This window comes from Frankia nepalensis, assembly GCF_016786325.1.
GTDB lineage: Bacteria > Actinomycetota > Actinomycetes > Frankiales > Frankiaceae > Pseudofrankia > Pseudofrankia nepalensis.
The window spans coordinates 13485-34766 of the sequence record NZ_JADWYU010000122.1; the positions used below are offsets into that span (position 1 = coordinate 13485).

A 21282-nucleotide genomic window follows, 5' to 3' on the forward strand; every position below is an offset into this window, starting at 1 on the left:
CCGGCCGCCTGGGGGGCGCGGCGGGGGGCGGGGTCTACACCCCCCCCGCCGGCGAGAACGGTGACCTTGGCGGGACCGTGGGGGGCGAGCATGTCTCTCCGATCAGGCTTGAGGTCGCGGCCGCCACGGCATCCGCCCGACGGGCGGGTACGCGTCCGCGTCCGCCTCGCCCGCCGACGGAGCTGGGCTGGTGGCTGGGCAGGTGTGCCGTGCGTCCGGCGCCGGTGCCGATGCCGGCGGACCCGTCCCGGGGAGCAGGGGAGTCGAGCCAGGCCGGTGGTCGGGCGCGGCTGGCGGCATCGTCGCCATGCCAGACCGTCACCAAGGAGCGTTCGCGTCGTCGCGACCCGTCCGCCCCCATGGTCCCGCGTTCCCCGGCGCGGGTCCAAGACGCAAACCCACCCGGGGCTATAGTCAATTCCTATAGCTTGCGGCGATGACGAGGCCGGCGACGCTGAGCCGGAGGCGCTGAGGTGACCAGAGGAGACGGCCCGCGGCCCACCGGCGGCGGGGCGGCCGGTGGGAACGCGACGACGCGGCCGTGGCTCGACCTGCGGCAGGTGGTCTACTTCGTGACCGTCGCGGAGGAGGGGTCGTTCACGGCCGCCGCCGCGCGGCTGCTGGTCGCCCAGCCGTCGCTGTCGCAGCAGCTGCGCGCGCTGGAACGCCAGCTGGGTATGGACCTGCTCGAACGCTCCAGCCGGGGGGCGCGGCTCACCCCGGCGGGACGGGCGTTCCTGGACGCCGCCCGGGGCCTGCTCGCCGACGCGGACGCCGCCGTCGGCCGGGCCAGGGCCGCCGCCGGCCTGGACGGTGACGCGCTGCACGTCGCGACGTTGACGTCGCTCGCCACCTGGGTGCTTCCGAAAGCGGTCAGCCGCTTCCGGGAGCGGTTCGCGGCCGTGCCACCGCGGATCACCGAGTTCCCGGACCGGCTTGGCCTCGAGGAGTACATGGCCGAGGGGCGCGCCGACGTCGCGGTCGGCGGCCGGCCGCCCGACTGGGCGGGGCCGGTGCGCTGGCTCGGCGACGAGCGCTACGTGCTCGTCGTGCCCGCCGGCGACCCGCGCGCCGGCGCGACCGACGTGCCGCTGCGCGTGTTCGCCGCGGCCGACTGGGTGATGTACGCGTCGGGCCACGGCCTGCGCACGCTCGTCCTCCAGGCCTGCGGCGCCGCCGGGTTCACGCCGCGCACGGCCGTCGAGGCGCGCACGGTGGACGCGGCGGCGCGGCTCGCGGCGGCCGGGGTCGGGGTGGCGCTCGTCCCGGACGCCGCGGTGCGCACGGACCTGGTGGCCCACCGGGTCGAGCTGGCCGACGCCCCGGTCGTCGCGGTCGTCGGCTACGCCCGGGCGGCGTTCTCGCCGACGGCGGCGGCCTTCCTCGACCTGCTGGCGGCCCTCCCGCTGCCCGGCCTGGTCCGTCCCCCTTCGGCCCCGGCCGTTTCCTAGGCCGCGCGCCCCGGCCAAGATCTACGGATGGGTACTAACGGTCGTTGGCGAGGGCGTGGACGACCGCGAGGCCGGGGCGGTGCTCGACCCGGGGGTGGAAGCCCGGAGGCGTGCCGGCCGGGTCGGGATGCGGCCAGGCGAGCGACGCCGACCACAGGCCGCCGGGCCGGTCCTCGACGACCTGGGTGCCGGTCAGCGCGGCGATCCGGCTCAGCCGTTCGGTGCGCGCCCGCGCGTGCTGGCCGGCGTCGGGGCTCGCGGCGGTGGACAGCGGGTCGGGCGTCACCCGCAGCGTCAGCGCCACCCCGTCCTTGCCGGACCGGATCGTGACCTGGGCGTGCGCGGCCGGGCGCAGCGGGTCGCCCTCCTGGAGCAGCAGCTGCACGGCGCCGAGCAGCTCGGCGATCTGGCCTCGGTCCGGCTCAGGGTCGTCCACGTCGAGGACGGTGTCGAGCGTGTGCGCGAGCGGCCCGCGTACCCGGCCCGCCAGCGCCGTCTCGAGGATCTTTCGCGCGTCGCTGCCGGCGCGGAACGCGGGCGGCGGCAGGCGCAGCGAGGTGATGGTGTCGCGCAGCTGGGACTCGAGGGCCGCGAGCTGCTCCGCCGCCGGCCCGGACAGCGAGCGGCGCACCGCCGAGCAGGTCAGCAGCACCGCGGTGAGGTCCTGGATCGGGCCGTCGTGGAAGGCGTCGCACAGGTGGCGACGCTCGCGTTCCTGCCCCGCGACCATCAGCCGCATGAGCAGCCGCGTCTGTTCGTTCCCCGGGTCGGTCGCCGAGCCGGCAGGGGCTCCCGCCGAATCGCCGACCGTGTCCCTGCCGGATCCGAGGTTCCTGCCCGATCGGCGGAACTGGTCGGGCAGGTCCGCGAGCCGATCCGGGAGGTCCGCTGGGAGGTCCGGAAGCCGGTCGGGCAGGTTCGAGAGCTGCTCCGCGAGGTCGGTGAGCTGAGAGCCTCGGGGCGCGGCCGGAGGGTTCGCGTCCGGTGGTCCGGGCCGCCCGGGCGCCGACGTGCCCGTGGGCGCGGCCGAGGCCGTGGCGTTCACGGTGACGGCGGCGCGGGCCGGCGACGCAGCCGGTGAAGGCGAGGAAGAAGTGGCGACTGCCACCTGTTGTCGGGGTCCGCGCGCGATCGCTCCACGATCCACTGGCAAACCGTAGCCGCCGGCCCGCCCTCGGTCCATCGAGGCGGCACCTCCAGGCGTCGGCGCGTCGCTCACAGCGAGGAACCGCCCGCCCGGGACGAGTCTTCGCGCGGACCGGCTCCCACGCGGGATGCCGCCCCGTCCCCGGCCGGCCGCCGTACCGTCCGGCCTTGCTCGGGGACGGTCACCGTGGACCGAACCAGTCCTCGTCCGGATAGCCCTGACCCTGAACCCTTCGGCGGCCCTCCCAGCCAGCCGGCCTCCCGGCGGGCCCGTCCGGGCGACCGGCCGGCGGCTCCGAGCCGGAGCCGTCGGCGTGGCCCGAAGTGATCAGTCTGGCCGTGGCGACGTCCGGCGGCTCGGCCTGGCCGAGCGTCGGGCAGCCCGCCCGCAGGCCGTGGACGGCGGTGGCCAGGTCCTCGCCGCTGAACGGCTTGCGCAGCAGGGCGACGTCCGAGGGCAGGTCATCCTCGATTCCGCCGCTCAGCAGCAGGCACCGGGCCGGTATCGACGGGTCCTGCGCGCGCATCCGCTCGATGAGGTCCGTCCCGCGTCCGGAACCGAGCCGGACGTCGATGATGAGTGCCTGGTACTCGGAGACCGGGTGGGTGAGCGCCTCCTCCACCGACCCGGCGACGTCCACCATGTGCCCGTCCTGGCGCAGTAGCCGGCTGACCAGCGTCCGGATCATGTCGTTGTCGTCGACGACCAGCGCTCGCACCAGCTCACCTCGCTCCGCCTCGGATGCGCGTCCGTGTTCGCGCTCCGTACCGCCTCGCGGGCCCCGCTCGCCTCGCTCGCCGGCTCTGGGATGTGGTCGGCAACAGTAGTGGATCGGCTACACCATACGGCAGTCGTGGGGCTGTCGACATCCCGCCCGAGAACGGCGAAGTCGGTCTCGTCAATAGAGACATTTGGTCCGACTACCCAGTATCGGATCTGGCTGCCATGGGCGTTCTACGGCAGACTGGTCGTGACCGGCCTCACATTGAGGCCGGTTTGCTCAAGCGGGTGGTGTTCGCGAGGTGGCGGCAAGGGCACCGGCGGGCTACCCGGAGGTGCCGGTCCCATCCGGTCGGCGGTGTGGACCCGCCGATGTCCGAAGGAGGTGCGACCGTGCGCCAGCTGGCCGGGGGCGGGGCGTTCCTCCCCGGGCCTCCCGGTGGGTCGCCGGTCGCCGGTCTTCCGGGTCGCCGATCTTCTGGGGCGTCGGTCCGGCGGGGACCCGGTCGCGGATCCTCGGGAGCTCGGCGCGCTCGGACACGGCCGCCGCGTGGCGACTGGATGTGATTGTGCCGTCACCCACGGACCCGTACGGTTCGCACCCTGGACGACCCGCGCCCGAAGGGAGACGGAGGCAGCACCGATGACCAGCACGATGCAGCACGTACCGTTGGGGATCCGACGGCTCCTCGAACACGCCGTCACCGTCTACGCCGACCAGAAGCTGTTCACGGCGCAGCCCGGCGGCGATCTGACCGAGGCGACCTTCGCCGAGACGGGCGCGAACGCCGCCCGGCTGGCGCACGCGCTGGTCGAGCTCGGGGTCGGCCAGGGCGATCGGGTCGCCACGCTGATGTGGAACAACCAGGAGCACGTCGAGGCCTACTACGCGGTGCCCGCGATGGGCGCGGTGCTGCACCCGCTGAACCTGCGGCTGCCCGGCGAGCAGATCGCCTTCGTCGCCAACCACGCCGAGGACAAGGTCGTCATCGTCGACCACACCCTGCTGGCGCCGGTGAGCGCGCTGCTGCCGGCGCTGAAGACGATCGAACACGTCATCGTCAACAGCCCGGCGGGCGCGGACACCGACCTCGCCGCGGTCTCGGCCGCCGCGGGCCGCGAGATCGGCGTCCACGACTACGCCCAGCTGATCGCCGGCCGGCCCGGCGAGTTCGACTGGCCGGAGACGGACGAGAACGCCGCCGCCGCGATGTGCTACACGTCCGGCACCACCGGCGACCCGAAGGGCGTCGTCTACAGCCACCGATCGATCTTCCTCCACTCGATGGCCGCCGTTGGACCGGCGATGATGGGGCTTTCGCAGTCCGACCGGGTGCTCGCGATCGTGCCCCAGTTCCACGTCCTGGCCTGGGGGCTGCCCTACATCGCCTTCTACTCCGGCGTCGAGCTGGTCCTGCCCGGCCCCTTCCTGCAGCCCGAGCCGCTCGCCAGGATGATCGAAAAGACCCGGCTGAACCGCGCCTCCGGCGTCCCGACGATCTGGCAGGGCCTGCTCGCCCACCTGGAGGCGAACCCGGACATCGACGTCTCCTCGCTGAAGGAGGCCGTCGTCGGCGGCTCGGCCTGCCCGCCCGCGCTGATGGAGGCGTACGACCGGCTCGGGATCACGCTGTTGCACGCCTACGGCATGACCGAGACGTCGCCGATGGTCACCGTCGCGCGCCCGCCCGCGGGACTCACTCCCGAGCAGGCCTGGCCCTACCGGCTCACCCAGGGCCGGTTCGTCGCGAACGTCGCCGCCCGGCTGGTCGGCGCCGACGGCTCGGTGCTGCCGTGGGACGGCGTCAGCGCCGGCGAGCTGGAACTGCGCGGCCCATGGATCGCCGGCGGCTATTACGGCGTCGACGACGAGGACAAGTTCCACGACGGCTGGCTGCGGACGGGCGACGTCGGGCACATCAGCCCGGAGGGCTACCTCACGCTCACCGACCGGGCCAAGGACGTCATCAAGTCCGGCGGCGAGTGGATCTCGTCGGTGCAGCTGGAGAACCTGCTGATGGCGCACCCGGCGGTCGCCGAGGCGAGTGTCATCGGAGTGCCGGACGAACGCTGGGGCGAGCGGCCGCTGGCGCTCGTCGTGCCACGTTCCGGTGCCGAGGTGTCGTTCATCGAGCTCCGCGAGTTCCTCGCCGACAAGATTGCCCGCTGGCAGGTTCCAGAGCGCTGGGCGGTGATCTCGGAGGTTCCCAAGACCTCGGTCGGCAAGTTCGACAAGAAGCGGCTGCGGGAGCAGTACGCCCTGGGCGAGCTGGAGCCCGAACTGGTCTCCTCCCACTGACGCCGCCCTCCGGCAACTGACGCCGGCCATCCGGCGACCGGAACCGGGCTGTTCCCGGGGCGGTCCCCCCGGGAACAGCCCGGTTCCGGAAGACCTCCCACATGTCGGCGTGTCGGCGTGTCGGTGGGCTCGCGAGGCAGTGCGCGAACCCGCCGCCACGTTCCCGCTGGTCGGGGCGAGTCGGGCGTCGGCGGACGTCGCCGGCCGAAGGATCCCGGGACCGGGTGGGTACGCCCGTTTCGGAGGCGCGCGCAAGCGATCGCGCCCGCGGAGACGAGCGGATAGCTTGGGCAGCCGGATGACCCGTCCTGGCCGGTCGGGTGGGGCCCGAGTCGGCTGGAGGCGGTGTTGAGCGTCATCTATCTGGTGCGGCATGGCCAGGCCTCTTTCGGGTCGGCGGACTATGACGTGCTCTCGGAGCTCGGCTACCGGCAGGCGGCGCTGGTCGGCGCCGAGCTGCGCGCCCGCGGCGTCCGGGTCGACTTGGCGGTGAGCGGCACGCTGCGTCGCCAGCGAGAGACGGCGCGCGCCGCGCTCGCCGCCTACGCCGGAGCGGCTCCGGCCGCCGGCCCCGCCGCGCCCGGCGGCCGGGCCGCGCGGCCCGCCGCGAGTGCCGCCCTGGGGTCCCCGGTGGCCGGCGCGGGCGCGCCCGCGGGCACGGGCCTCGCCGTGGCGAACGGCGCGGCCGGCCCGGACGTCACGGCCGGCCCGGACGTCACTGATGGCCAGGACGTCACTGACGGCCAGGACGGCTTGGGCGTCGCGGGCTGGGCCGGCGAGGTGGAGCCCGACGCCCGGTGGAACGAGTACGACCAGGACTGGCTCATCGACCGGCACGCCGACATCGGCGACGTGCCGGCGGCGGCCGAGCGGCTGCCGCCGTCGCGCGGGATGTCGTCGCGGGCGTTCCAGGGGCTGCTGGACGTCGCGCTGTCGGAGTGGGTGTCGCGGACGGACACCGGCCCGGGCAGCTTCGTCGCCTTCAGCGACGGCGTCGGCGACGCGCTCGACGGGCTGGTGCGCCGCCTCGGCTCGGGTGGCACCGCGGTGGTCTTCTCCTCGGCGGGCCCGATCGGGGCCGTCTGCGCCCGCCTGCTTGGCCTCGGCGCCGACGGCCTCGTCTCGCTGAACCGAGTGATGATCAACGGAGGCATCAGCAAAATCGTGTCTGGCCGGTCCGGAACCAGCCTCATCTCGGTCAACGAACACAGCCACATCGACGCCGCTGGCCGTGAGTTCCTCAGCTACCGCTGACCGGCCCGCCAAGTTGGGACTGGATACCGAGCGGATCCGGGCGCACGATAACGGCGCCGGTCGATGCGGTCCGGGAATGCTCGCGACCGCGCGGACCGGAAGCGCGCCTCTGGCGCGCGACATCGTCCCGGCGCCGACGCGCCCGGGACGGTCGATCGTGGTTGGGCTCGCCGGCCGACGGGCCGCCGTCGCCTACTGGCGGCGCCGCGCGGCGGGCGAGGTCCGGGCGGGCGAGGCCCGGGCCCGGCCACGCGGGGCGGGCACGAGCGCCATCGTCGGGCCGGGCACGGCGGGCGGTGGTCTGAGGAGGGGTGACTCGTGGCGGTGAGGGCGGGTGGGCCGGACACGTCGGACGCGTCCGACTTAGTGAGCGCGCCGGGTCTGCCCGGCGCGGGCCGGGGTTCCTCGCCGATCGACGGCGGGGTTCCTGGCGCCGGGGCCGGGCCGCGGCCGGCCTCCGGGCCCGGAGGCCGCGGGCCCGGAGGCGGCGGCGCGGGCGGGCGGCCGCGGTCGCGGCCGGCGACGACGCACGAGGTGACCAACCAGGCGCCGCCGCTGGTCGAGTACGACGCCGCCGACGATCCGGTGCTCGTGGCGGCGCTGCGGCGGGAAAGCGCCTGCTGGTACGTGGACGACCTGCGCCGCCTCGGCTGGCTTGCCGGCTCCGAGCGGGCGGCCCAGTGGGCCGACCTGGCGAACCGGTTCACGCCCGAGCTGCGCACCCACGACCGCTACGGCAACCGGATCGACGAGGTCGACTTCCACCCCTCCTGGCACGCGCTCATGGACGTCGCCGTCCGCGAGGGCCTGGCCGGCGCGCCGTGGGCCAGCACCCGCCCGGGCGCGCACGTCGCCCGGGCCGCCGGGCTGCACGTGTGGAGCATGGCCGAGCAGGGCCACACCTGCCCGGTCTCGATGACCTACGCGGTGATCCCGGCGCTGCGGGCCGAACCGGAGCTCGCCGCGACCTACGAGAAGCTGCTCACCAGCCAGGTCTACGACCCGGGCCTGCGCCCGCCGGCCAGCAAGCTCGGTCTGATCGCCGGCATGGCGATGACGGAGAAGCAGGGCGGCTCCGACGTGCGCGTCAACACGACGACCGCCACCGAGCACCCCGACGGCGGCTACCGGCTGCGCGGGCACAAGTGGTTCACCAGCGCGCCGATGAGCGACCTGTTCCTGGTGCTCGCGCAGGCGCCCGGCGGGCTGTCGTGCTTCCTGGTGCCGCGGGTGCTCCCGGACGGGAGCCGCAACACGTTCCGCATCCAGCGACTGAAGGACAAGCTCGGCAACCGGTCGAACGCGAGCGCCGAGCCGGAGTTCGACGACACCGTCGGCTGGCTGGTCGGGCAGGAGGGCCGCGGGGTACGGACCATCATCGAGATGGTCGCGCTGACCCGGTTCGACTCGGCGCTGGGTTCGGCCGCCGGCACCCGCGCGGCGCTGATCCAGGCACTGCACCACGCCCACCACCGGGCCGCGTTCGGCGCGCTCCTCGTCGACAAGCCGCTGATGCGCAACGTGCTGGCGGACCTCGCGGTCGAGTCGGAGGCGGCGACCACCCTGGTCATGCGGCTGGCCGGCGCCATCGACCGGAGCGTGCGCGGCGACGCGGACGAGCGCGCGTTCGCCCGGCTGGGAACCGCGCTGGCCAAGTTCTGGATCTGCAAGCGCCAGCCGGCGTTCGTCGCCGAGGCGCTCGAGTGCCTCGGCGGCAACGGCTACGCCGAGGAGTCCGCCATGCCCCGGCTCTACCGGGAGGCGCCGCTCAACGGCATCTGGGAGGGCGCGGGCAACGTCAACGCCCTCGACGTGCTGCGCGCGCTCGCCAGGGAGCCGGCCGCGCGGGCCGCCTACGACGCGGAGCTGGAGCGCGCCGCCGGCGGGGACGTGCGGCTGGACCTCGCGGTGGCGTCGGTGCGCGCCGAGATCGCCGGGATCGAGTCGCTGTCCCCGGACGACCTGGAGTTCGGCGCCCGCGCGCTGGTGGAGCGGATGGCCTTGGTGCTGCAGGGGTCGCTGCTGGTCCGGCACGCGCCGGCAGCGGTGGCGGACACCTTCTGCGCCACCCGGCTCGGCACGTGCGGCGGGCGCGCCTTCGGCACCCTGCCCCGCGGCACCGACACCGCCGCGATCCTCGCCCGAGTCCCACCCGCCACCCGCCCCTGAGACACCACCTCAGCCCGCGGCCGGCAGGCCCAACGCGGCCCGGCGTCGAGGCGGGGGCGCCAGTCCCCACGTCAACGCCGGCCGCGCCGCGCCGTGTCGCCTTTCAGCCACCCCACATCGCGACATACGCCGCGTCGGCAACGCGCGCCGCCCACCCGGCCACGTCACCGGCCTCGGACAGGGGCTGCCTCAGCCTTACAGCCCGACCACCGACAGGGCCTGGCCGGGCGCGGAGCGTCCGGCGGCGGAGCGCCGATGGTCGCCCCTAGGCGACCTTGAGGCGACCGCCCTACCAGCTCCAGCGGAAGCCGACGACCGCGTGGTGGACGGCTCCCAGGAAACGGTGGACGGTGCCGTCGGCGGAGAGCTGGACCGGCTCGTCGTCGATGATCAGCCCGCCCTCGTGCGTGCTCCACACCGTCCAGCGCGGGTCCTTGGGCGGACGGGCGGGGTCGAAGGTGATCGAGATGTCGACGTTCTCCGCCTTCGCCCGCACCGCGCGGCGCACCTCCCGGGCCGGCTGCCCGGCCGGGTACCGGGCCAGCAGTTCCAGCGCGTGCCGCGCCCCTCGGCCGAGCGTGCGGTCCAGCTCGATCTCCAGCAGGTTCAGCCGGGAGCTGTAGGCGTGCTGGGCGCCCGCCTTGCCGCCGACGATGATCCTGCCCTCGGTCGCATCGGCCCGCAGTACCCACGGATACACCGCGACGCCGTCCTCCTGGGCGGCGATCACCTGGTGGGTGTGCTGCTCGACGAGCGCGCCGGAGGCGTCGCACCGGTAACGCTCGAACAGCGCGAGCGTGCGGTGCCGCTGCGGCAGGATCAGCGCCGGGCCGCCGCGCAGCGTCCCGGAGTTCGCGTCGACGCCGGGGTCGGTGAGGCCGGCGAACGCCGCCCACAGCCCGGCCTCGTGCTTGCGCATGCCGAACGCCTCGATGAACCATTCCATCGTCTGCGCGGAGATGCGCCCGCCGCCGAGCGCCCGGCTCACCCGGTCCTTGAGGGCCCGGTCGAGTTCCTGGTCCTCCTCGGCGACGATGCCCGCGTTCCACAGGTACTCGGCGACCACTCGGGCCACCGCGGCGAAGCTCGGCTGTTGGGCGCTGGCCCGGCGGACCCGGGACTCCCACATCCGGCGGTACTCCGGTGTGCTGGTCAGCAACTCGCGCAACAGGCGGCCGGCTCGCTCGCCGGTCGAGAGCGCGTCATCCGGGTTCTGCGCCGCCGACTCGTCGTCGGTGGCGGCTGGCTGTGTCGGGTCGACGGGTTCCTCCCCGGCGTTGCGTTGTTCGGGCGGTGTAACGACCTCCTCGATCGGCTCGCGGACCTCCCCGATCGGCTCCGCCGATCCGGCGGGAACCCCGGATTCAGCAGGCACCCCGGGCCACGCCGGACCGCCCGTGATTGTTGGGTTCGCTGTTCCCACGCCCCACCCCTCCGTTGCGCTGCGTGGTCAATGGACGAGGCTGCGCAGGCGGCGCCGCTGCCCTGAACGGGCCGGGCTTGCATGGCTCTGCGTTACCGAGACCCGCGCGGCGGCGTCATGCGCCACTGTTGCGACAACCTGCCAGGACAGTAATGCGTCGCCGATGTGCGCCGCCGCCTGCATGTCCACTGTCTACCGACGTTAGCTGACTGGCCACGGATGGTGTTCTCTGGACCGATTTGGGGCGGGGGATGCCCCGGAGAACGCCACCCAACGCTCCGGCGCTGGCTTTGCCCCCCGTCGCGCGGTTGTCTTGGGCAAGTCGATGTACCGCTAGGTTCGCTCACCTTGCGTCAACATTTTGGGCTTACTGGGGGGTATAGCGGAGATCGGGACTCCGGTTCCGATCGCCGCGGCGGCGGCCGTTCCGACCCCTTGATCGTTGCGGAGCGTAGTCGACGATCAAATATGCCGGTTAGGCATGCCGTGGTGGGAAGATAGTGCCCCGGCGCCCGGCTGACCAGGGCTGATGGATGGCCGCGAGCACCACCGCCACCGGCGACAGCCGGGCGGCGTGCCCGACAGTCCGGGCGGCGCGCGCGACGGCCGGGCGGTGTACCTGACGGCTGGGCGGCGTGCCGGACGGGAGGCCTGACCTTCAGTCGGTGAGGGCCGCGGCGGCGTCGAGCGCCTGGCGCAGGTCGGCCAGCAGATCGTCGACGGACTCGATGCCGACGGAGAGCCGGACGAGGTCGCCCGGCACGGCCAGCGGGGAGCCGGCCGCGGAGGCGTGCGTCATCCGCCCCGGATGCTCGATCAGCGACTCCACCCCGCCGAGCGACTCGGCCAGGGTGAACAGCCTGGTCCGCCGGCAGATCTCCTCGGCCGCTGCCTCCCCGCCTCGCGCGGAGAACGACACCATCCCGCCGAAGCCGGACATCTGCCGGGCGGCGACCAGGTGCCCGGGATGCGTGGGCAGCCCCGGGTAGCGGACCTCGGCCACCCCCGGGTGGCCGAGGAGCAGCTCGGCGACCCGGGCCGCGTTCGCGCAGTGCCGGTCCATCCGGACCGGCAGCGTCTTGATCCCGCGCAGCACGAGCCAGGCGTCGAAGGGCCCGGGCACCGCGCCGGCCGCGTTCTGCGTGAACCGGACCCGCTCGGCCAGCTCCGGGTCGTCGACGACGACCGCCCCGCCGACCACGTCGCTGTGCCCGCCGAGGTACTTCGTGGTCGAGTGGACGACGGCGTCGGCGCCGAGCGCGAGCGGGCGCTGCAGGTAGGGCGAGGCGAAGGTGTTGTCGACGACGAGCAGCGCGCCGGCGGCGTGCGCGAGCTCGGCGAGCGCCGCGAGGTCGGCGATCGACAGCAGCGGGTTGGTCGGCGTCTCGCACCAGACCAGCCGTGTGCCCCCGGCGCGCCGCCCGCCACCCCCGGCTCCGCCCGCGCCCGCGCCTCCGGCCGGCCGGGCTCCGCTTCGGGCGCCCAGCTCGCCGGCCTCGCCCGCGTGGCGCAGCGCCGTCCGGACGGCGTCCAGGTCCGAGAGGTCGACCGGGGTGTACCGCAGCCCCCACTCGGCGTAGACCCGGTGGAACAGCCGGTAGGTCCCACCGTAGGCGTCGATGGGGATCAGCGCGTGGTCGCCGGGCCGGCAGACGGCGCGCAGCAGCGCGTCCTCGGCGGCGAGCCCCGACGAGAACGCGAGCCCGACCCGCCCGCCCTCCAGCGCCGCGAGCGACGTCTCCAGCGCCATCCGCGTCGGGTTGCCCGACCGGGCGTACTCGAAGCCGGCCCGCGGCACGCCGACCCCGTCCTGCGCGAACGTCGAGGCCGGGTGGATCGGCACGACCACCGCCCCGGTCGCCGGGTCGGGCTCCTGGCCCGCGTGCACCGCGACCGTCTCGAACCCGGGCCCCGGCCCGCCGCGGCCGGGCTCGTCCGGTCCGCCATGGCCGACGCGCCTGGTGGCCTCGCCGGGCCCGGGCGCCTCGCGCGGCCCCGGGGCACCGGCCTCGAGGGTGGGCCGTGCCGCCGGCTCGCTGGCTCGCGCGCTCACCGGGCGGCCAGGAAGCTGAGCAGGTCGGCGCGGGTGAGGATGCCGACCGGGCTGCCGGAGTCGAGCACGAGCACCGCCGGATCGTCGCCACCGAGCGCCTCCACCAGCGTGGACAGCGGCTCGCCGGCGCCGATCGTCGGCAGCGGCGCGGACATGTGCGTCGCCACCGGCGCGTCGACCGCTGCCCGGTCGGCGAACACGGCCGCGAGCAGCTCCCGTTCGAGCACCGCGCCCGCCACCTCGGCGGCCCGCAGCGGCGGCTCGTGCCGGACCACCGGCATCTGCGAGACGTTGTACTCACGCAGGTAGGAGATCGCCGTGCCGACCGTCTCGTCCGGGTGGACGTGCACCAGTTCCGGCGGGCCCGCCGTGCCGCCCCCGCCCGTCCTCGTACCGCCCGTCTTCGCCGCGGCGGTCGTCGTCCCGCCGGTCTTCGTCCCGTTGGCCGCCGCGCCGGCGGCCAACGCCCTGGCCGCCGCGCCCCTGCCGGCCGTCGCGCGCGCGCCCGCGACGGCGCCCGCGCGCTCCGCCTGCTTGTTCGCGAGGACGGCGGCGACGACGGGCTCGTCCGACGGGGGCTCGAGGAAGCCGTAGTCGTACATCCACTCGTCGTTGAAGATCTTCGAGAGGTAGCCGCGGCCGGAGTCCGGCAGCAGCACGACGACCAGGTCGTCCGGGCCGAGCTCGCGGGCGACTCGCAGGGCGGCGACGACCGCCAGCCCGCACGAGCCGCCGACCAGGAGGCCGGCGCGGCGGGCGAGCCCGCGGGTCATCAGGAAGGACTCCCGGTCGCTGACCGCTTCCACCCGGTCGACGACCGACTTGTCGAAGGTGGTCGGCCAGATGTCCTCACCGACGCCCTCGACCAGGTAGGGCCGTCCGCTCCCGCCGGAGTAGACCGATCCCTCGGGATCGGCGCCGATCACCTGGACCCTGCCGCCGCTGACCTCCTTGAGGTACTGGCCGACACCGCTGATCGTGCCGCCGGTGCCGATGCCGGCGACGAAGTGCGTGACCCGCCCGGCGGTGTCCCGCCAGATCTCCGGGCCGGTGCTGGCCCGGTGCGCCGCCGGGTTGTCGGGGTTGGAGTACTGGTCGGGGCTCCAGGCGCCCGGGGTGGCGCGGGTGACCTCCCGCGCGACGGAGTAATAGGAACGCGGGTCGTCCGGGTCGACGGCCGTGGGGCAGACGACCACCTCGGCGCCGTAGGCCCGCAGGACGGCCCGCTTCTCCTCGCTGATCTTGTCAGGCATCGTGAACACGCACCGGTAGCCGCGGATCGCGGCGACCATCGCCAGCCCCACGCCGGTGTTGCCGCTGGTCGGCTCGACGATCGTGCCGCCGGGGCGCAGCCGGCCGTCCCGCTCGGCCGCCTCGACCATCGTGAGCGCGATCCGGTCCTTCACCGAACCACCCGGGTTGACGTACTCCAGCTTGGCGACGACCGGGGCCGGGGTGTCCTCGAGCAGGGGGGTGAGCCGGACCAGGGGGGTGTCCCCGACCAGGTCGGTCACCTGGTCGAACACCCGAGGGCCGCCGCCGGCCGCGCCCGCCGCGGCGCCGTCGTCGACCCGGCTGGAGCCGTTGTTGATCCCCATCGCCGCCACCGCCTGCCTGGTTGTGCGTGGTCGCGCGGCGGCCGCCTGGCGCGCTGGCCGGCCGGGCCGCCTCGGCCCGGCCGCGGCGCCTCGGAGCGTGAGCCGCGCTAACTCTCAGTGTCGACGTTACCGCCGGCGATGAGAGCACGGCCGTTCGACGCGAGTCGCGCCCGGCACGGGCCCTCCCGGGTCCCCTACCCGTGGGCCACGCGCATGACGCATATGGCCTGCGTGGCCCCGCATCACGGCGCATAAGAAGAGGTGTAGGGAATGCGGCCCATAAGAGAGGAATGAGGAGGGCCAACCTCGTCGCCGCGCGAGCCGCCGGGCCAACCGTTCGAGCCCACAGCCGATCCGAGGGGCGCGGAACCGGCCGAGCGGCGCGGTGCGTGCCTGTCCCGCTTCGGGCGACGACCTCGAAGGCACAAGAACCCCGGGCCACGTCGTTGGGGCCCGGGGTCGGACTTGCGACCCCGAACCACGCCGTTGTGGTCGGGGAGAACCGTGGCCCGGTGAAGGCAGGGCCGCCATGGGCGGAGCGCCGCCGGGCTTGCCGGTGGCTCAACCACCGGCTCTCGGTGGTTCAGTCAGAAGGAGCCGCGCAGCGCCCTGTTCGCCAGGGGCAGGACGACACGCGGGTGACGGAAGATCTTCTGAGCGGTCAGGTCTCCGCCGTCGAGCACGGCCGACAGCGTGTCGGCGCGGGCCTGGTCCAGCCGGCCGGTCCGCCACTGGTGCCGCAGCCGCAGCAGGCTGGGCAGGGCCGCCTCGATCGCCACGTGGTCAGGCCGGGTGGCGCCGCCCAGCCAGGCGTCGTACCGCGGGCCGCTCATGACCTGCCAGATGATCGTGTCGGCGACGGTGCCGGTCCCGTCGGAGACGGTGACCAGGTGCGGCACCCGGAAGATCCCGGGCGCGCCGGCGAGTTCAGGGCGGACCGCCGCGGTGACGACGTCCGCGCCGAGGCCCATCCGGTGCTGGCGGATGCGCAGGTAGGCGCTGAACGCCAGCGCCAGGGCGGTCCGGCCCGGAGGGCTGGCCTTGGCGTGCAGCACCACCGCGTCGACGGCGCGGGTGCGTACCCGGTCCATGCCCTCTCGGACCAGCCAGGCGCGGTCGACGACGACGAACGAGACCTGGCCGGGGCCGCGTTGCCCCAGGCCGCCGTCGTCGTCGGCCGTGGCCTCCGCCCACGCGGGCCGTGATGTTCCCCCAGGCGCCCGCCACGCCGGCCGGCCGGGAATCGAGTCCTGGAACCACCGACAGGTCACGAGGCCGTCGGTGTTGGGCAGCGACAAACATGGCAGATCGCTGGACGTGAAGATGCGCTCCCCAGTCAGCGTCTTCTCCGATGCGAGGGTGTCCATGCGGGCTCCGAACCAGTCGCGAACGCGCGGTGCGTGGGTAGCCGTGACGGCTCCGGCGGCGGCGGCGGAGGCGGACATCAGCAGAGCAGGTTGTCGAAGTCGCCGTCCTTGGCACCCAGGATCAGGGCCTCGATCTCGGCGAGCGTGTAGACGAGAGCCGGGCCCTGCGGGTCCCGGGAGTTACGGACCGCGACGGCGTCCTCCGAGAGCCGCGCGAACTCGACGCAGTTGCCCTGCGAGTTGCTGCGCTGACTCTTCTGCCAGGTCACGCTTTTGAGCGCGGCGGCGGACATGCCGTTGTAGATCATGGTCAAGGCGGTCTCCTGGGGATGCCGGGGAGGGTTGGCACCGTGAGTGGCGCACCCCGAATCCGTGTCGTTCCTGTTGGCCAAGCTCTCCGCTTGTGGCGGTCGGCTCGGAGACAGCTGGCGGTGCTGGCGGCTCACGTCGGGCCTCCGTGGCGCGCGGGGCCCCCGGTCGGCACTGACCGGTAGTTGGGCACGGGTCCGCTGGGTGGTGAGGGCGCCAGATGGCTGAGCGGCGGACCGCACTGACCGCCAGCCCGGGTGCCGGGTCGTGTACACCAGCCCACCCCCCTCCGCGTCCCGGAAGTCGTGGTAACGCCGCGCTTGTTGCTTGCAAGAACAGTATGGCACGGTCGCATGCACGTGCATCTGCCCGGGAGAGGGTATGTGCAAACGTTGTTGGCGAACGCAGGACCGAACGCCAGCGCGTCCGCAGGGCCGGATGCGACCGCCGGACGTGGCGAGCAGCCACGTGCACGGATGACCCGCGCGGCTACTGACATGGACCGCTATGTGGGTACCCGCCTGGGTCGCGCGCACCCATCTGTCCCGGGGCGCGCCATCCCCGCCGGTGGCAGGCCCATGTCGTCCGGCGGCGTGGCGATTCCGCCCCGCGGCGTGGCGTTCCGGCCGGCGGCGCGCCGGTGGCTGAACCGGCGGCGCGCCGATGGCCGAGCGGATCAGGCAACGGGGCCGGCCGGCCGGCCGGCGGGCCTGGTCGCGGGCGCGTCCCCCGGGCGCGCGGTCCGGGCGCGCGGTCCGCTCGATTCGAGCGCGTTCTGAGTGGCCCACGTCGTCCACACCCGCCGGCGACGGCCGGGACACCGCGGCCGCTCTTCTCGGACGACGTGCCCTGGCAGACGAGGTGCCCTGGCAAGGGGCGGCGAGGGGCGAGGCTGGCCGGCTAGCCGGCCCGCGCGGCCTCGGCCGCCTGGTCCTTCCGGCCCGGCGGCGTGGATGGCGGCGCGGTGGCGAAGGTGCGTGTCCGGGCCGGCACATTGCGTGCCAGGATGCAAGCGCTACGTCCAGGAACCTGTGCGCAATGTTTCATATCGGGGCGATGATGCCAACGAGCCGGCGATGGTGTAGGAATCTTCAAGCGACGTACCGTGGTCAGTTGGGCCGGGTGCGTCGGGGCGTGGGACGGGAAGGTCTCGCGTGGTGACCGCGACGGAGGGGTCAGGTGTCTGAGGCGGGCGCTTCGCGCCCTGGCGTGGTCATCACGCCCTTTGGCGTGCCCACAGACGCTCGCGGGCCGTCACTGGTCGGTCACGGCGCCTCCCGCGGATCTCGGGCGGTCCTGCCGGAACGGCCGGCGACAGCGGTGACCGTGCGTCGCCGCCCGGGGTGCTCCCGCACCGGGCCCCGCAGGGGAGCCCGCCGCCTGGCTGGCCGTACTGCCCGCCCCCGATGGTGTGGGCCGCGCCACAGTGTGGTCGCGCCCGCTGGCAGAATGGCTTCCCGTGGCAAATCCATGCGTGTCGTCGCGCCCGGCGCCGGTCGGGCGGTCTACGTGCGGCGTTATGGCCGGGGTGATCGCCATGGCGGGGCAAATGTCTATTTTGCCCATTTGTCTGCCGAGTCGGGATGCATGCCAACCCATCCGGATCGGGCCAGCGCGCGCCCCGGGGGTGACCAGATCGGGTGGTTGAGGCATCTTTACCCCGGTCAACACTGGACGGCGGGCGCGGACAGGGACAAGCTTGCTAACCGTTACGACGGCTGGATCAGGGGGAGTGGGAAGTGACGACACCTCCGGCGGGCAACGGCCCGACCGTTCGTCGCATCCTGCTCGGCTCCCAGCTGCGGCGGCTGCGTGAAGCGAAAGGCGTCACCCGGGAGCAGGCCGGGTACCACATTCGTGGTTCCGAGTCCAAGATCAGTAGACTCGAGCTTGGTCGTGTGAGTTTTAAGGAACGCGACGTCGAGGATCTGCTTACTCTTTACGGTGTGACCGACGAGGTAGAGCGGGCGCCCTTCCTGGCGCTGGTCCGTGAAGCAAACCAACAGGGTTGGTGGCAGAGCTACTCCGACGTCCTGCCGAACTGGTTCCAGCCGTACATCGGCCTCGAGGAATCGGCCACCCTCATCCGTTCCTACGAGCTCCAGTTCATTCCCGGCCTCCTGCAGACCGAGGACTACGCCCGGGCGGTGATCACCCAGGGGAACCGGGGTGTCGCCAAGGACGTGATCGAGGCTCGGGTCGCCGTCCGGATGAACCGCCAGAAGGTCCTGACCAGGGAGAACGCCCCCCGCCTGTGGGTCGTGATCGACGAGGCGGCGCTGCGGCGCCCGATCGGCGGCGCGAAGACCATGAAGGCGCAGCTCGAGCACCTGGTCGAACTGATGAGCACGCCGTCGCTCACTCTGCAGGTCATGCCGTTCGACTTCGGCGGGCACTCCGCCGAGGGCGGTGCCTTCAGTATCCTGCGGTTCCCGGAATCGGACATTCCGGACGTCGTCTACATCGAGGTTCTCGGCGGCGCTCACTACCTGGACCGACGCGAGGACGTCGACAGGTACATGGAGGCCATGGACCGGCTCTGCGTCGACAGCACCACCCCGGCGCGCACCGCCGACGTGTTGAGGAAGATCGCCTCCTCCCTGTAGCTCGCCGGGTCCATGACCCGTCTGGCCCCAACCGCGCCCTGACGCCCCCGGCAACCGCCGGGGGCGTCGCCGCGTTCGCCTCGCGAGGCCGCGCGGCCCCTGCCGAGCGGTCGGCGACCGTTCCGGAGAACCGATTCCGGAGAACCGGCGGACAAAGTGGCGGGCGCACGCGAGATCATCCGGCCCCCTGGGGTGCCGGCCGTATGATCCAAATGCACGCGCAGAAGTCGCGTGCATATTCGCCGTGCATTGCGCGACGCATTCTGGCGGGATTGTGCCCGTGCACGGACCGGGACATTGTTACCAACGCCACGCGCCGTGACCGCTCTTGCGCGGGCGATCGTCTGATTCCGTACTGTTAACTTCTCGTTGCCGGCTTGTCCAAGTGCGCGGTGTATCGCCTGGTTTTTCGCGGCCGCGGGGGCCGGCCGTCCGGGCGGCGTGACGGACAGCGGTCGGCGCGCCGCCGAGGGCAGCGCCGACGGGCCCTCCGGCGGGCGTTTTGGGGCTAATGCGGGCTTTGGCGGCGCCCGGCGGCCCGGGGCCCGACGGCTATGCCTACAAGGCATGTGTGCGTACTAGTTCGGCGGAACTGGACATAACGTGCCTGTGCTAGCCATTTCGGGTGAAGGCCAAGACGTGAACGCGGGGGGCGCGATCAGCGCCGAGATCGCGCTCTGGGACCATGGGTGCAATGAACTCGCGGACCGCAGGGAAGGCGCCGTGGACGACCGGATCGCCGATCGCTGGTACGAGGCGGTGACGGTAACGGTGGCGCGCCAGGCAGCGTCACCGGCACCGCGGCGGGCCGCGCCCCCAGGGCGCGCCGCGCATGCCCTGTTGTCCGTGGCGACGGACGGCCCGTCCGACGGCCCACCCCTCAGCGCGCCACCCCTGGACGGATCGCCCTTCGGCGGATCACTCCCCGACCAGCCCGGCCCCGGCGACGCCGCGCTGCGCGCCGAGCTGCGCACGCTGACCGGCCAGTTGCTCGTCGCCCTCGTCGCCGATCCGGTCGACGGGGATGCCGGCCGGGCCGTCGGCGCCCGGCTCGCCCGGCTCGGCTTCACCGACTCGGACGTCCTCGCCCGCACGGTCGAGGTCCTCGGCCCGCCGCTGTCCGCCGCCGCCGGTCCCGGCCGCGCGCCCGCCGCGTTCGCGGTGCTCGGCGCGGTCATGTCCGGGCACGGGGACGCGGTTCGCGCCCGCGCCGTGGCCGCCGCCGAGCAGCGGCACCGTGCGGAGCTCGCCGGGCTGCGGCGGGCCGAGCGCGCGAGCCGGCTCGCCGACCGGCGCTTCCGGGCCGTGTTCGAGCACGCCGGGGTCGGCGCCCTCGTCGTGGCCGACTGCGGCCAGATCCTCGAGGCGAACGACACCGCCCGCCAGATCGTCGGCCGAGACCTGTCCCGCCTGTCCATCGGCGACGTCTGGGACCTGCTCCACCCGCGCGACCGGTCCGAGGTGATCGACCTGTGGGCGGGTGCCCGGGCTGGCCGGCCCGGGCACGGCGTGTTCCGCCTCGACCGCCCGGCCGGCCCGGACGCCGGCCCGGTCTGGGTCAGCCTCTCCGCGGCGATGGTCGACGACGACGCGGTCGCCGACGGCCTGTTCTACGCCGTGACGATCGAGGACGTCACCGGCCGCCCCGACCGGCGGGCCGCCGGCGACGCGGCCGACCGCCACGACGACCCGGCCCGGCGCGCCGGGGCGGGCCACCGCCGGCGGGCGGGCGCCGGGCCGGACCCGGCCGGGCCTGAGCCGGGCCAGGAGACGACCACGGCCCGGCTCACCCGCTCGATCGCCAGCGCGCTGCGCGCCGGTCAGTTCGTCGTGCACTACCAGCCGATCGTGCGGCTGACCGACGGCCGGATCCAGGGTGCCGAGGCCCTCGTCCGCTGGGACCATCCCCGCCTCGGCCTGCTCTCGCCGGACACGTTCATCGGCCCGGCCGAGGAGTCCGGCCTGATCGTGCCGCTCGGCCTGCACGTCCTGGAGACCGCCTGCCGGGACGCCACCGGCTGGGCGCGGGCCGCGGCCCCCGGCCAGGGCACGGCCGAGCCGCTCCCGCCCGAGGCATCCTCGCCCGAGACCGCGCCGTTCGTCAGCGTCAACCTGTCGGCCCGCCAACTGGAGGAGCCGGACGTCGTGCCGGCCATCCTCGACGTGGTCGACCGGGCCGGGCTCGACCGGAGCCGCCTGCAGCTCGAACTGGTCGAGAGCCTGCTGGTCAACTCCGCCGGCCGGCCGGCGGAGGCGCTGCGCGAGCTGGCCGACGCGGGCATCCGGATCGCCATCGACGACTTCGGCACCGGCTACTCGAACTTCGCCTACCTGACGTCGCTGCCCGCCCGGGCCCTCAAGCTCGCCGGCCAGCTCTGCGGCCACGGCGACCTGGGAGAGGATCTTGTGCCCGCCGAGACCGGCGCGCTCACGGGCCATGCCGGAGCCGGCGATGGAGTGGTCCGGCCTGGGGGCGGACGAGCGGAGCCCGGGGCGCTGGACGAGATGGTCGGCGGGATCGTGTCGATCGCCCACCGGCTCGGGCACGTGGTGACGGTCGAGGCGGTGGAGACCACGGAGCAGGCGGCGCGCATGCTGGCGCTCGGCGCGGACCTCGGCCAGGGGCACCTGTTCGGCCGGCCGATGTGCGCCGACAAGCTGACCGCCGTCTTCACGGCCGCGGCGACCGGGGCCGGCCTCGCCTCACCCGGCGGGGGGTCACCCCGCGGCGCGATCCCGCCCGTGCCCGTGGCCCGGGACAGCCGGCACTGGCAGCACCACGCCGCCACCCACTGCGGTCCCTGACGTTCCGGTCGCTGACGCCGGGTCCTCGCCGAGCGGGCGTCCTGGCCGTGGTTCCGGGAGCCGCGGCGGTTCTGGAGCCGC

13 protein-coding genes are annotated in these 21282 nt (G+C 74.1%); 6 read left to right on the forward strand and 7 right to left on the reverse strand.

All coding sequences use genetic code 11. The annotated features are described in order from the left end of the window. The first annotated feature begins 473 nt into the window (after nt 1-473). Nucleotides 474-1451, forward strand: coding sequence for a LysR family transcriptional regulator (locus I6A81_RS16040; protein WP_203005844.1), 978 nt, complete (start codon nt 474-476; stop codon nt 1449-1451). Nucleotides 1452-1485: 34 nt separating this feature from the next. On the opposite strand, the gene I6A81_RS16045 is transcribed toward I6A81_RS16040, so the two are convergent. Further along, nucleotides 1486-2496, reverse strand: a complete 1011-nt coding sequence (locus I6A81_RS16045; RefSeq protein ID WP_203005843.1) for a sensor histidine kinase — start codon at nt 2494-2496, stop codon at nt 1486-1488. A 283-nt stretch (nt 2497-2779) separates the two neighbouring features. Next, nucleotides 2780-3316: a response regulator gene (locus tag I6A81_RS16050; protein WP_307874701.1), complete on the reverse strand. Its 537-nt coding sequence runs from the start codon at nt 3314-3316 to the stop codon at nt 2780-2782. A gap of 645 nt (nt 3317-3961) precedes the next feature. Here I6A81_RS16050 and I6A81_RS16055 point away from each other — a divergent pair. From I6A81_RS16055 to I6A81_RS16065, 3 genes are all read left to right on the forward strand, one after another. Continuing rightward, nucleotides 3962-5617 carry a long-chain fatty acid--CoA ligase gene (locus I6A81_RS16055; protein ID WP_203005842.1) on the forward strand — a complete coding sequence of 552 codons (1656 nt, stop codon included), beginning with the start codon at nt 3962-3964 and terminating at the stop codon, nt 5615-5617. 345 nt (nt 5618-5962) lie between these two features. Then, a complete protein-coding gene (locus tag I6A81_RS16060) occupies nt 5963-6871 on the forward strand; it encodes a histidine phosphatase family protein (RefSeq protein WP_307874702.1) in 909 nt (302 codons plus the stop codon). Between the two features lie 534 nt (nt 6872-7405). Beyond that, on the forward strand, nt 7406-9040 hold the full coding sequence (locus I6A81_RS16065; protein WP_203000939.1) for an acyl-CoA dehydrogenase family protein: 1635 nt from the start codon (nt 7406-7408) through the stop codon (nt 9038-9040). A 289-nt stretch (nt 9041-9329) separates the two neighbouring features. Here I6A81_RS16065 and I6A81_RS16070 read toward each other — a convergent pair whose 3' ends face one another. From I6A81_RS16070 to I6A81_RS16090, 5 genes are all read right to left on the reverse strand, one after another. Beyond that, complete coding sequence (locus I6A81_RS16070; RefSeq protein ID WP_238428472.1) at nt 9330-10415, reverse strand: hypothetical protein; 1086 nt, start codon at nt 10413-10415, stop codon at nt 9330-9332. A gap of 706 nt (nt 10416-11121) precedes the next feature. Then, nucleotides 11122-12351 (reverse strand): aminotransferase class I/II-fold pyridoxal phosphate-dependent enzyme, encoded by a 1230-nt coding sequence (locus I6A81_RS16075; protein WP_203000953.1) that lies wholly within the window; start codon nt 12349-12351, stop codon nt 11122-11124. A 161-nt stretch (nt 12352-12512) separates the two neighbouring features. Continuing rightward, a complete protein-coding gene (locus I6A81_RS16080) occupies nt 12513-14114 on the reverse strand; it encodes a pyridoxal-phosphate dependent enzyme (RefSeq protein ID WP_203000935.1) in 1602 nt (533 codons plus the stop codon). 587 nt (nt 14115-14701) lie between these two features. Continuing rightward, nucleotides 14702-15481, reverse strand: a complete 780-nt coding sequence (locus I6A81_RS16085; protein WP_203000933.1) for a hypothetical protein — start codon at nt 15479-15481, stop codon at nt 14702-14704. Between the two features lie 77 nt (nt 15482-15558). Further along, entirely contained in the window at nt 15559-15789 is a 231-nt protein-coding gene (locus tag I6A81_RS16090) for a DUF397 domain-containing protein (RefSeq protein ID WP_407661316.1), read from the reverse strand. 1740 nt (nt 15790-17529) lie between these two features. Here I6A81_RS16090 and I6A81_RS16095 point away from each other — a divergent pair. Then, nucleotides 17530-18396 (forward strand): helix-turn-helix domain-containing protein, encoded by an 867-nt coding sequence (locus tag I6A81_RS16095; RefSeq protein ID WP_203000929.1) that lies wholly within the window; start codon nt 17530-17532, stop codon nt 18394-18396. Nucleotides 18397-19035: 639 nt separating this feature from the next. Next, entirely contained in the window at nt 19036-21201 is a 2166-nt protein-coding gene (locus I6A81_RS16100; protein WP_307874703.1) for a sensor domain-containing phosphodiesterase, read from the forward strand. The last annotated feature ends 81 nt before the right edge of the window (nt 21202-21282 follow it).